Origin of the sequence: Bacillus sp. CH140a_4T, assembly GCF_008923725.1 — a bacterium.
Classification (GTDB): domain Bacteria; phylum Bacillota; class Bacilli; order Bacillales; family Bacillaceae_G; genus Bacillus_A.
This window is the reverse complement of the sequence record NZ_WBPF01000006.1, coordinates 106138-118100: the sequence shown is the minus strand read 5'-3', so window position 1 is coordinate 118100 and position 11963 is coordinate 106138. Positions and strand designations below refer to the sequence as shown.

At 37.4% G+C, this 11963-nt stretch carries 13 protein-coding genes; 10 read left to right on the top strand and 3 right to left on the bottom strand.

The features are described from left to right. The first annotated feature begins 12 nt into the window (after positions 1 to 12). The 3 genes from F8162_RS07010 (at position 13) to F8162_RS07000 (ending at position 3414) form a co-directional block, all read left to right on the top strand. Positions 13 to 825, top strand: a complete 813-nt coding sequence (locus F8162_RS07010; protein ID WP_000212065.1) for an ABC transporter ATP-binding protein — start codon at positions 13 to 15, stop codon at positions 823 to 825. A gap of 190 nt (positions 826 to 1015) precedes the next feature. Beyond that, positions 1016 to 1963: an ABC transporter substrate-binding protein gene (locus F8162_RS07005; protein WP_151630147.1), complete on the top strand. Its 948-nt coding sequence runs from the start codon at positions 1016 to 1018 to the stop codon at positions 1961 to 1963. Positions 1964 to 2109: 146 nt separating this feature from the next. After that, a complete protein-coding gene (locus F8162_RS07000) occupies positions 2110 to 3414 on the top strand; it encodes an HD domain-containing protein (protein ID WP_151630148.1) in 1305 nt (434 codons plus the stop codon). A gap of 39 nt (positions 3415 to 3453) precedes the next feature. Here F8162_RS07000 and F8162_RS06995 read toward each other — a convergent pair whose 3' ends face one another. Next, positions 3454 to 3639 carry a 2-hydroxymuconate tautomerase gene (locus F8162_RS06995; protein ID WP_001147171.1) on the bottom strand — a complete coding sequence of 62 codons (186 nt, stop codon included), beginning with the start codon at positions 3637 to 3639 and terminating at the stop codon, positions 3454 to 3456. A gap of 112 nt (positions 3640 to 3751) precedes the next feature. Between F8162_RS06995 and F8162_RS06990 the strand changes: the two genes are divergently transcribed. After that, complete coding sequence (locus F8162_RS06990) at positions 3752 to 4426, top strand: site-2 protease family protein (RefSeq protein ID WP_151630149.1); 675 nt, start codon at positions 3752 to 3754, stop codon at positions 4424 to 4426. A gap of 29 nt (positions 4427 to 4455) precedes the next feature. Next, complete coding sequence (locus F8162_RS06985) at positions 4456 to 4965, top strand: YwhD family protein (protein WP_000136683.1); 510 nt, start codon at positions 4456 to 4458, stop codon at positions 4963 to 4965. A gap of 34 nt (positions 4966 to 4999) precedes the next feature. Here F8162_RS06985 and F8162_RS06980 read toward each other — a convergent pair whose 3' ends face one another. Both F8162_RS06980 and F8162_RS06975 read right to left on the bottom strand, forming a co-directional pair. Beyond that, positions 5000 to 7051: a transglycosylase domain-containing protein gene (locus F8162_RS06980; RefSeq protein ID WP_151630150.1), complete on the bottom strand. Its 2052-nt coding sequence runs from the start codon at positions 7049 to 7051 to the stop codon at positions 5000 to 5002. A gap of 99 nt (positions 7052 to 7150) precedes the next feature. Beyond that, entirely contained in the window at positions 7151 to 7876 is a 726-nt protein-coding gene (locus F8162_RS06975; protein ID WP_151630151.1) for a glycerophosphodiester phosphodiesterase, read from the bottom strand. Between the two features lie 152 nt (positions 7877 to 8028). On the opposite strand from F8162_RS06975, the gene F8162_RS06970 reads away from it, so the two are divergent. The 5 genes from F8162_RS06970 to F8162_RS29225 all read left to right on the top strand — a co-directional run bounded on the left by F8162_RS06970 (position 8029) and on the right by F8162_RS29225 (position 11826). Then, the gene (locus F8162_RS06970; protein WP_000276567.1) at positions 8029 to 8436 is read left to right on the top strand and encodes a MerR family transcriptional regulator; all 408 of its coding nucleotides are present in this window, start codon (positions 8029 to 8031) and stop codon (positions 8434 to 8436) included. Positions 8437 to 8441: 5 nt separating this feature from the next. Then, on the top strand, positions 8442 to 9605 hold the full coding sequence (locus F8162_RS06965) for an MFS transporter (protein WP_151630152.1): 1164 nt from the start codon (positions 8442 to 8444) through the stop codon (positions 9603 to 9605). Between the two features lie 186 nt (positions 9606 to 9791). Then, positions 9792 to 10619, top strand: coding sequence for a polyamine aminopropyltransferase (speE, locus tag F8162_RS06960; RefSeq protein WP_000424696.1), 828 nt, complete (start codon positions 9792 to 9794; stop codon positions 10617 to 10619). 218 nt (positions 10620 to 10837) lie between these two features. Further along, positions 10838 to 11710, top strand: coding sequence for an agmatinase (gene speB, locus F8162_RS06955; RefSeq protein WP_001209831.1), 873 nt, complete (start codon positions 10838 to 10840; stop codon positions 11708 to 11710). Beyond that, the gene (locus F8162_RS29225) at positions 11698 to 11826 is read left to right on the top strand and encodes a hypothetical protein (protein ID WP_264158319.1); all 129 of its coding nucleotides are present in this window, start codon (positions 11698 to 11700) and stop codon (positions 11824 to 11826) included. Before speB ends, F8162_RS29225 begins: the two co-directional genes overlap by 13 nt. Positions 11827 to 11963: the final 137 nt, after the last annotated feature.

The window sequence follows — 11963 nt, the reverse complement described above, 5'->3', positions numbered from 1 at the left end:
GAGGCTTTTTGCATGGCAACTTTAGCAGTTGATGCGGTATCTGTTGGCTATAATGAAGGGTTAATTATTGATGGATTAACAGTTGAAATTCCGGAAGGGAAAATTACAACGATTATTGGACCAAATGGTTGTGGGAAGTCCACATTATTAAAAACGGCTTCTCGTATTTTGAAGGCGAAAAAAGGTACTGTTTATCTTGACGGAAAAGCAATTGAGAAGCAACCAACGAAAGAAATCGCAAAGAAAATGGCGATTTTACCACAGACTGCAGAAGTGCCAACTGGCCTTACTGTGTTTGAACTTGTTTCATATGGTCGCTTTCCTCATCAAAAAGGATTTGGAACATTGAAAGAAGAGGATTATCGCTACATTCATTGGGCACTTGAAGTGACGGGAATGACAGAATTCGCAAATCGTTCAGCAGAGGCGTTATCAGGTGGACAACGTCAACGTGTATGGATTGCGATGGCTCTTGCACAAGGAACAGAATTACTCGTATTAGATGAACCGACGACGTACTTAGATATGGCGCATCAATTAGAAGTATTAAATTTATTGAAAAAGTTAAATGAAGAAGAAGGTAGAACGATTGTTATGGTTATCCATGACTTAAACCATGCTTCTCGTTTCTCAGATCATATGATTGCATTAAAAGCAGGTAAGTTAATGAAACAAGGAACGCCAGATGAAGTGATGACAAGTGAAACACTTCGTAACGTATTTGAGATTGAAGCTCAAATCGTTCCATGTCCAGTAAACTGTAAACCGATTTGTTTAACATACGATTTAATGATGATTAATAATCAATTACGTAAAAAAGCATAAGTAGAACCCCCTCTTAAAGAGGGGGGACTTCTAATGGACGTTGAGCTTCTTATATATGAATGGGAAGTTGAACGCCCTTTAGAATGGGTTATTAACAACAATTAATAAATATATATTGATTGATTGTTATCCGCGTTTCTTATAATTCATTGCAACTTATAAGAGAAATACAGCTAGAAGGAGTGGGAACATGAAGAATTTTAAAATGGCACTATTAGCAATGGTACTAGTCGTAACTTCAGTACTATTTGCAGCTTGTTCTAACAAAGAAGAAGAGAAGAAAGCAGATGCGAAGGATGCAAAGACTGAAGAGCGCACTGTACAACACGCAAAAGGGGAAATTAAAATCCCTGCAAATCCAAAGAAAATTGCTGACCTTAGTGGTTCAACAGAAGAATTATTAATCTTTGGTATGAAACCAATTATTACTGCTAATACATCTCAAGAAAAAATTGATGCACATATTGAAAAGAAATTAAAAGACGTAAAACCAGTTGGCTCTGCTTGGGGCGATAAAATTAACATCGAAGCAGTAGCTGCTGCAAAACCAGACTTAATTCTTGTAAACAATCGTCAAGAAAAGATCTATGATCAATTATCTAAAATTGCACCAACAGTTATGTTAAAAACTCCATTAGACCAATGGCGTCCAAAATTCGAAGAAGTAGGTCAAATCTTCGGTAAAGAGAAAGAAACGAAAGAATGGTTCAAACAGTATGATGAAAAAGCAAGCAAATTACATGACAAAATCGTTGCGAAAACTGGCGATGCTAAATTCATGAAAATGGCTGCATATCCAAATGCTTTCCGTGTATACGGTGACTACGGTTACGGTAGCGTAATCTTTAACGACTTAAAATTGCCAGCAGTTAAAGGTACACCGACGGATAAACCATTAGTACAAGTACAAAAAGAAGCTTTAATCGATTACAATCCAGATTACTTATTTGTATTTACGACTGGTGACGGTTCTCAGCGTCTAAAAGAATTCCAAGAAGAATCAATTTGGAAAAATATGAATGCTGTTAAAAACAACCACGTATTTACAATTAAAAACGAAGACGTAAACAAAGGTTACTTCCCTCTAGGTAAAGAAATGATCTTAGATGAAGTTGCTGAATTCGTTTTAGGTAAATAATGTATAAAAAGAAATCACTTTTACTCTGGTAAAAGTGATTTTTTCTTTATATAAGGGCAATTAATATAGTCTTTCGTTTCTTTCTGTTTCCTATTTCGTTTATAATATATAGTAAGAATGCAGTAAAGAAAGGGGGATGTCGGAAGGTGGTATATTTAAACGACAAACTCAGCGAAACAAAAGTGTTTAAAGACCCGGTACATAAATATGTGCACGTGCGCGATCGCGTTATTTGGGATTTAATCGGAACGAAAGAATTTCAACGCTTGCGCCGTATTAAGCAGCTTGGAACGACATTTTTTACATTTCACGGTGCGGAGCATAGTCGCTTTACTCATTCGTTAGGTGTATATGAAATTATTCGTCGTATGATTGATGATGTGTTTGATGGCAGACCGAATTGGAATGCTGAAGATAGATTGTTATGTTTATGTGCGGCATTACTTCATGATGTCGGTCACGGCCCGTTTTCTCACTCGTTTGAAAAAGTATTTTCATTAGATCATGAGAAATTTACGCAAAAGATTATCGTTGGAGATACGGAAATTAATCGTGTATTAAGCCGCGTGGATAAAGATTTTCCGCAAAAGGTAGCCGATGTAATCGGAAAAACATCTACTAATAAATTAGCGATTAGTATGATTTCCAGTCAAATTGATGCTGATCGTATGGACTATTTATTAAGGGATGCGTATTTCACTGGCGTAAAGTATGGAAACTTTGATATGGAACGTATACTGCGTGTCATGCGTCCGTACGGCAATCAAGTAGTTATTAAAAATAGTGGTATGCATGCTGTTGAGCATTATATTATGAGTCGTTATCAAATGTATTGGCAAGTATATTTCCACCCGGTAACGCGCAGTGCCGAAGTTATTTTAACGAAGATTTTACACCGTGCAAAATCATTGCACGAGAAGTATTATACATTTAAAAATCATCCGGTTCATTTCTATTCTTTATTTGAAGAAGAAGTAACAGTAGAGGATTATTTAAAGTTAGACGAGAACGTTATGTATTATTACTTCCAAGTATGGCAAGACGAAGAAGATCCAATTTTAAGTGACTTATGCCGCCGTTTTATGAATCGAAACCTATTTAAATACGTAGAGTTTACAGATAAGCACGGTTTAGATAATTGGGTGGAATTAAGTAGCTTATTCAAAAAGATTGGACTTGATCCAGAATACTATTTAGTAGTTGATTCAACATCAGATTTACCGTACGACTTTTACCGTGCTGGCGAAGAAGAAGAGCGTCTGCCAATCTTACTTCTTATGCCAAATGGAGAGCTTAGAGAGCTTTCACGTGAATCGGATATTGTTGAGGCGATTACTGGTAAGAAGAGAAGGGATCAAAAATTATTCTATCCGCATGATTTAATCTATGAAGATGGAAGAAAAGGAAAATATAAAGAGAGAATCATCGAGTTACTAGAAGGAAAAAAATAAGAAGCAGCTAAGGGCTGCTTCTTATGAAAGAACTTGAAATTATTTGTCGCTTAAGCGTTTGCCGCCAACTGCATAATGGTTTTTAGACATTTCTTCGATGAAAACAACGATGTTTTCTTCAGGAGCACCAGTTGTTTCGCTTACTGCTGCTGTTACTTTCTCAGCAAGAGCTTTCTTTTGTTCCTCTGTGCGTCCCTCTAGCATTTTCACTGTTACGTATGGCATATATAATCGCTCCTTTTATGTAAGTTACACTCTTATTATAGCGGATTATGGGGAAGAACAATCGAAAAAACAAATATTTTCTTTTTTGGACATATTGAAGAGGAGTTGGAGTATGGATCAGTTATTTAGATATCCATTGCAAGAAATCCCATTGGTAGCAATGGCGATTATTATTGCATTATCAGTGCATGAATTTGCGCATGCATATGTTGCATATAAATTTGGAGACGATACAGCAAAGAGACAAGGTCGCTTAACTTTATCGCCGATGGCACACTTAGATCCTATCGGGATGATTGCTGTATTAATTCTTGGTTTCGGTTGGGCAAGACCAGTACCAGTTAACCCGTATAACTTTAAAAGACCTCGTCTTGCAGGGATATTAGTTTCAATTGCAGGCCCGATTAGTAACTTAATTTTAAGTGCAATTGGTTTAATTATTTTGTATAGCTTAGCAGTATTTGGGGTATTCGATGCGATTCCAGTTGCAGTAGCTCAAACATTAGGGAAGTTTTTCGAGCTCTTTATTATGTTAAATATTGTTTTACTTGTATTTAACTTATTACCAATCCCGCCCCTTGATGGATATCGAGTTGTGGAAGATTTAGCACCAGCAAATATTCGTGCGAAAATGACGCAGTATGAAAAATATGGAGCAATCGCTTTATTAATTCTTGTTATTACACCGCTTAGCAATTACACGATTCAACCTATTTTTCAGGTAGTTATTCCGCGTGTGTTTTTATTTTTAGACAGTATCATTGCACCTATTTTTAGGCTTATATAATTAGTTAGTAAGTGAGGAGGAAGTTACATATGACAGAGAAGAAGAAAAAAATCGGCTTTAATATCGTAAAAAATGATTCAACAGATGGACATGGTGGGTTTGGCGTTGGGGCATTAAGTCTAGAAAATATTTCACCTGTATTTGTCGATGTACTAGAGAAAACAGCATTCGTTGATATCGGTGCGATGCATGCGCGTAGTACAGTAGAAAAAGGTATTAAGTTTTTAACAAATAAAGATGAAGTTCCAAACGGAAAACCATTTTGGCTTGTGTGGGTAACCATTGAAAGAACTGCGACAGGTGCTTATTATGCAGGTGTAACAGCTTGTGAAATGACAGTTGACCGTGAAATTCGCCGCGGATATAAATCACTTCCAGAGCACGTAAACAAAATGGATAAATCAATGAAGCGTCACATTATGGTTGACCATATGGATGAATCATCTAAAAAGGTACTTGGTACGTTCTTGAAAGAACATAATGAAGCGATATGGAACGAATCTAGTGAAGAGTTGCGCCGTGCATTATTAAGTGAATAAAAAATAGCTGACGGATGCCCGTCAGCTATTTTTTTTACCAAGGAAGGTATTTTTTCCACCAACTTGTTTTTTTCTTTTCTTCAGTTGTCTTTTCAAATTCTTCTTTATCATCAACATGATCCATACAATATTCAGTTGGTTCTGTACCTTTTGCGAAATACATTTTAACTGAAATTGGACAGTTCTTTGTAGCGATTTTTCCGTTTTCAGGGTTAATATCGACGGCAACGACGTCACTTGGTTGTTTAAACCCTTTTTTAGGTTGTCCATCTAAGCCTTTTTCCATCGTATCGGTCCATATTCTTTTTGCATATCCTTGTTCTGCTACATTTGAAATCGATTTAGGTTGATCATATCCAACCCATACACCAGTTACGATTTGCGGGGTAAATCCAATCATCCAACTATCCGTTTCAGTAGAACCAGACTTTCCGGCATATGTTCTTGATAGCTTTGATAACATCGATTGACCAGTTACAGCAGCATAACTGCTTAGTTTTTTATTAAACATACCGGTCATCATTTCTTCCATCACAAACGCTTTGCTCTTATCAAGAATTTGCTTACTCTCCAAATGAGCATCGTATAACATATTTCCTTCATGGTCCATAATGCGGCGAATAAACATTGGTTTTACTTCTTTTCCGCCGTTTGCGAACATGCTATAAGCGTTAACCATTTCAATTGGTTTTACAGGTGATGTGCCGAGAGCAAGAGACGGAACATCTTTTAATGCGGTAGTAATACCGAATTGCTTCGCTGTTTTTGTAAGAATATCTTCGCCTAAAAATAAGTTGGTCTTCACGGCATATACGTTATCTGAGACCGCAAGAGCTTGCGCCATTGTTACAAAATCGTCTGCATAATAGTCTTTATAATTTTTCGGTTTATACTTTGAAACACCGTCACCTAAAGTGAACACAGTATATTCGCTTTTTAAGCGCGTAGCAGGGGTGAACCCGCGTTCTAATGCCGCATAATACAGGAATGGCTTAAACGTAGATCCAGGCTGGCGAGCGGCTTGTGTAGCCCTGTTAAATTGACTTGTATTATAATCAGTTCCACCAACAAGGGCAGCTACTTCACCTGTTTTTGGATTCATAGAGACGAGCGCAGTTTGTATGTTTGTTGTGTCAGGTATGTGATCTTTTACAGCTTGTTCTGCGACCGATTGTAATTTAGGGTCTAGCGTTGTATAAATACGCAAACCACCTTTTTGTAAGGCTTGTTCATCTAGTCCAATATCACGAAGAAGAGAAGCTTGTACAGCATCTTGGAAATAAGGCGCGACCTCTGCCACTTTTTTCGTATCTAATGAGGCGAAAGTTAGTAGCTCTTTTTTTGCTGAAGTTGCTTGTTTCTTCGTAATATAACCTTGTTCTACCATTTCATCTAATATGAGAGATTGTCGTCCTTTTGCACGATCCTCTTTTAAAAAGGGAGAGTAGACACTAGGTCCTTTCGGGATACCCGCAAGCATACTAGCTTCCGCTAATGTTAATTCTTTTGCTGTTTTATCAAAATATAGACGGGACGCAGATTCGATTCCGTAAGCACCGTGTCCGTAATAAATTGTATTTAAATATCCTTCTAAAATATGATTTTTATTATAATTCACTTCAAGGCGGATTGTGTACATTGCTTCTAATAGTTTACGTTTCCACGTTTTATCATGATCTAAGTATAGGTTACGAGCATACTGTTGTGTAATCGTACTAGCACCTTGAACTTTTGCCATCGCTTTTAAATCGGCAACGATAGCACCAGCAATACGTTTCATATCAAAGCCGTGATGTTTGTAGAATCGTTGATCTTCGATAGATAGTGTTGCCTCTTTTACATAAGGAGAAATTTCATTGAGAGATACATTGTAACGTTTTTGCATTTCATTACTTTGTCCGATAACAGTGTCATCATTAGCGTAAAAGACACTTGTTTGCGGTACAGCAACAGGAGGAGGTCCCATAATTTTTGCAACTATAATAATAACAAAAAAGGAAAAAACGAAAAAAAGAACAGAAGAAAACATTACGGTGAAGAAAAGACGTTTATATTTTTTAAGTTTCGGATTCATAGTTTGATCCATCTTTTTCAGCCCCTCATTCATACAAACATTATTGTATTAGTATTGAGGGTTTTCGGTTATTTTAAACAATGAAATTTTGAAAACAAAAAGCTCCTTCCGTTAAGAAAGGAGCTCAAAGGCACGTGCTGGCCAATCGGTAATAATGACATCTACGCCATAATCAATCATAGTTTGTAAATCTTTGTATTCGTTAATTGTATAAGGGCGGAAAACGTACCCTTGTTTTTGCGCTAGTTGAACAAATTCCTTTGTAAGTAGTTGAAAGTTTGGATGTAAACCAGTTGCTTCTCTAGTTTTTGCTTCGGCGATAGGATCAGCAAGTGGTGTGTCATATAAAATTGCTCTTGGGATTTCAGGAGCTATTTCTGCTAATAATGAAACAGAGTCGTGGTTAAATGATGAGAATACAATTTGATTCGATAGATGATATTCACGAACGAGAGCAACAGCCTTTTCTTCAATAGTTGGATAGTGGATAACATCTGTTTTTAACTCGATGTTGAGCTGCAAATTTGTTGTAGATAACCAAATGAATACTTCGCGTAACGTTGGAATTTTTGCTTCATGGAAAGAAGGGTCTTTATAGCTACCAGCATCTAAAGCTTGTAATTCTTCTACCGTTTTTTCAGAAACGAGACCTATGCCATTTGTTGTACGATCCACTGTTTCGTCATGGATTACGACAAGTTCACCGTCTTTTGATAGATGAACATCAAGTTCAATCCCATGAGCGCCAATGCGTTCAGCTTCTTGGAAGGCAATCATCGTATTTTCTGGATGTGTTCCTTTTACCCCGCGGTGGGCGAAAATGAGTGGTTTATTCATGCGAAAATCTCCTTATCATCTCTTTTCTTTCATTATGAAACTGCTTTTGGAAAAATACAATTGAATAGGAAAAACATTTACAAAAGTCTAACAGTTGCACAAAAGTTAACGTTAACGTAAGATGTAATAATCCGATGAAGGGAGGAATAAACATGTATAAAATTGATGAAGTTACAAAGCAAGTTGGTTTAACAAAACGTACACTTCGTTATTATGAGGAAATTGGTTTAATTCATCCCCCTGAACGTAGTGAGGGGAACATTCGTCTGTATACAGACGAGGATATCGCTAGAATTAAAAGGATTGTAGAGGCGAAAGAAGTGTTAGGGATTACGCTTCAAGAAATGCAACATTTCTTATCGTTAAAAGAAAGAATGGAGCAAAGAAGAAATAGCGAGAATCCTCGTGACCGCGAAGTGATTCAAGAAATTAAAGAGATGCTTGAAAAACAAGTGCAAACGCTAGACGAGAAAATGGAACAAATGCAGCGTGTAAAGGCAGAACTTGAAGATAGCTTACATCGTGCAGTGACATTTTTGGAGAGTACAAAAGGAGAATGATCAAAATGGAGAGCAAACAAAAATTAGGGAGATTGATTACGGTGGTGGCTACCTTCCTTGCCTTTTCAGGTATAGGGGTAGTCGACCCAATCTTGCCAAGCATTGCTGAACAAATCGGTGCATCGCATTGGCAAGTAGAGATGTTATTTACAGCATATATTTTAACGATGGCCATTATGATGTTACCAGCTGGAATATTCGCATCAAGATTTGGTGATAAACGAATGATGACAATCGGTCTTGCGATTGTGACTGTATTTGCGTTTATATGTGGTATATCGCAAACGATTGCCCAATTATCTCTTTTCCGCGCAGGGTGGGGATTAGGAAATGCAATGTTCTTCGCAACGGCGATGACACTTTTAATAGCATTAAGTAAAGAAGTTCATGAAGCAGTAGGATTGTATGAAGCGGCTATCGGTTTAGGGATGGCAGGCGGACCGTTATTAGGCGGGATATTAGGTGGACATTCTTGGCGATACCCATTTTTTGCGACGAGTATTTTAATTTTCTTAGCATTTATTTTAGTTTTCTTTTTTGTAAAAGAACCGGAGCGAAAAGTGAAGCGTAAAGCGGCAGGTGTAGGAGAATTACTTAACCTAGTGAAGTATAAACCGTTTATGCAAGGTGCAATTTCAGGAATGTTATACTACTACGGATTTTTTGTTGTGTTAGCATATTCACCACTTATTATGCATTTATCTGCTATTCAATTAGGATTTGTATTTTGTGGATGGGGATTAGCGTTAGCTTACGGTTCTGCAATTTTAGCTCATAAGCTAGAAGGGAAATATGAACCGAAAACATTGTTGAAAGGTAGTTTACTCGTATTTGCGCTGTTCTTAATCGCACTATTCTTTGTGAAAGTTATGTGGTTACAAATTGTATTAATTGTTCTATCAGGATTAGCATCAGGGTTAAATAATGCATTATTTACAAGTTATGTAATGGATATTTCACCTTATGAAAGATCTGTTACATCAGGTGTTTATAACTTCGTTCGTTGGTTAGGCGGCGCGATTGCCCCCATCTTATCAGGAATCATCGGCCACACTGTTTCACAGCAAAGTCCGTTTTTAGTCGGTGGAATTGTTGTGTTAGTCGGTTGCGTAATGATTTTAATTCCGATTCGAAAACCGGTAGAAGTAGAGAGAAAAGCCCTTTCTTAAGAAAGGGTTTTCTTTCCTATTACAGGGCAATCCCTTTTCTGATATATGTTAGAACCCTCTGACTAAAATATATTTTCGGTATTTTTGTACTTTTAACTATACTTTTTGGATGTTTTGTTTTATTTTTGTTAGGGGACATTAATGATGTCCCTATTATAAATTTGCATTGAAAGGCGTGATTGTACGATGGAACTATGGTTCACTGAAAAACAAACAAAACATTTTGGGATTACGGCGCGTATTAACCGCACATTACATACGGAGCAAACAGAATTCCAAAAACTTGATATGGTTGAAACGGAAGAGTTCGGAAACATGCTTATTTTAGATGGCATGGTTATGACAACAGAAAAAGATGAGTTCGTTTATCATGAAATGGTAGCGCACGTACCTTTATTTACACATCCAAACCCTGAAAACGTATTAGTTGTAGGTGGTGGCGATGGCGGTGTTATTCGTGAAGTGTTAAAACACCCAAGCGTAAAGAAAGCAACTCTTGTTGAAATCGATGGAAAAGTAATTGAGTACTCTAAACAATACTTACCATCAATTGCAGGCGCATTAGATAATGAGCGTGTAGAAGTAAAAGTAGGAGACGGTTTCCTACACATCGCAGAAAGCGAAAATGAATATGACGTAATTATGGTAGATTCTACTGAGCCAGTAGGACCAGCAGTAAACTTATTTACAAAAGGCTTCTACGCTGGAATCTCTAAAGCGTTAAAAGAAGACGGTATTTTCGTTGCACAAACGGACAACCCTTGGTTCACACCAGAACTAATTACAACTGTGTTTAAAGACGTAAAAGAAATCTTCCCAATTACTCGTTTATACACAGCGAACATTCCAACTTATCCAAGTGGTCTTTGGACGTTCACAATTGGATCTAAAAAACATGATCCATTAGAAGTAAGTGAAGAGCGTTTCCACGAAATCGAAACGAAATACTACACAAAAGAATTACACAATGCAGCATTCGCATTACCGAAATTTGTTGGCGATTTAATTAAGTAAGAGAATCGAATTGTAACAAATAAAGTGTAAATAGCTCATTTAAGGTGTTTGTCCAGAAGACTTGAACATGCTAGCTATTTACACTTCTGTAAAGAAAATCGTCTTCTTGTTATGAAACAGAAGACCCCGGTAAATCGAGAAAGAGGAGCCATTTGCTCCAAATTTGAGAAATATGAAAGGTTGGGATACCTTAAGTTCCACATAAGGAGGAAAAGAATATGCGTTTTGATGAAGCTTATTCAGGTAAAGTATTTATTAAAAGTCATCCAAGTTTTGAAGAGTCAAAGGTAGTTATTTATGGGATGCCTATGGATTGGACAGTAAGTTACCGTCCAGGATCTCGCTTTGGCCCTGCACGTATTCGTGAAGTATCAATCGGTCTTGAAGAATATAGCCCATATTTAGATCGTGAACTAGAAGAGGTAAAATATTTTGATGCGGGCGATATCCCATTACCATTTGGAAACGCACAACGCAGCTTAGACATGATTGAAGAGTATGTATCAAAACTTTTAGATGCCGATAAGTTTCCACTAGGGCTCGGCGGTGAGCACTTAGTGTCTTGGCCAATTTTTAAGGCAATGGCAAAAAAATATCCGGATTTAGCAATCATCCACATGGATGCTCATACTGATTTACGTGAATCGTATGAAGGGGAGCCTTTATCCCACTCTACACCTATTCGTAAAGTGTGTGATTTAATTGGTCCGGAAAACGTATATTCTTTCGGTATTCGTTCTGGAATGAAGGAAGAATTCGAATGGGCGAAAGAAGTAGGTATGAACTTATATAAATTTGACGTACTAGAACCGTTGAAAGAAGTATTACCGAAACTTGCAGGACGCCCAGTCTATGTCACAATTGACATTGACGTATTAGACCCAGCTCACGCTCCAGGAACAGGAACGTTAGAAGCTGGAGGTATCACATCTAAAGAATTATTAGATTCCATCGTAGCAATTGCAAATTCAAATATAAATGTAGTTGGAGCAGACCTAGTAGAAGTAGCTCCTGTCTACGACCATAGTGATCAAACACCAGTCGCAGCAAGCAAATTCGTGCGGGAAATGCTGCTCGGTTGGGTGAAGTAAAAGCGGAAGCGGCTCGTTTAGAATGTGAGGGGGATGGAGCTTTAGACGTAGAGGCGTTTTTTGCCTCGAAGGAAGAAGCGAAGCCACCGATCATTCTAGCCGTTGTAGCTAGATAAAATAAGAGCCTCCTATATGAATAGGGGCTCTTGTTTTGTCGATATGTGTCGGTAAGTCGATATATTTAAAAAAATCGCTGATATAATTCGAGTTACGGTCGATATATTTGAAAAATCACCGATATAATTCGAGTTGC

Bases quoted from the DNA above. Each gene is read 5' to 3' on its own strand.
- F8162_RS06970 (WP_000276567.1), top strand. From the start codon at position 8,029: ATGTATAAAATTGATGAAGTTACAAAGCAAGTTGGTTTAACAAAACGT.
- F8162_RS06965 (WP_151630152.1), top strand. From the start codon at position 8,442: ATGGAGAGCAAACAAAAATTAGGGAGATTGATTACGGTGGTGGCTACC.
- F8162_RS07005 (WP_151630147.1), top strand. From the start codon at position 1,016: ATGAAGAATTTTAAAATGGCACTATTAGCAATGGTACTAGTCGTAACT.
- F8162_RS06990 (WP_151630149.1), top strand. From the start codon at position 3,752: ATGGATCAGTTATTTAGATATCCATTGCAAGAAATCCCATTGGTAGCA.
- F8162_RS06980 (WP_151630150.1), bottom strand. From the start codon at position 7,051: ATGGATCAAACTATGAATCCGAAACTTAAAAAATATAAACGTCTTTTC.
- speE (WP_000424696.1), top strand. From the start codon at position 9,792: ATGGAACTATGGTTCACTGAAAAACAAACAAAACATTTTGGGATTACG.
- F8162_RS07010 (WP_000212065.1), top strand. From the start codon at position 13: ATGGCAACTTTAGCAGTTGATGCGGTATCTGTTGGCTATAATGAAGGG.
- F8162_RS06995 (WP_001147171.1), bottom strand. From the start codon at position 3,639: ATGCCATACGTAACAGTGAAAATGCTAGAGGGACGCACAGAGGAACAA.
- F8162_RS06975 (WP_151630151.1), bottom strand. From the start codon at position 7,876: ATGAATAAACCACTCATTTTCGCCCACCGCGGGGTAAAAGGAACACAT.
- speB (WP_001209831.1), top strand. From the start codon at position 10,838: ATGCGTTTTGATGAAGCTTATTCAGGTAAAGTATTTATTAAAAGTCAT.
- F8162_RS06985 (WP_000136683.1), top strand. From the start codon at position 4,456: ATGACAGAGAAGAAGAAAAAAATCGGCTTTAATATCGTAAAAAATGAT.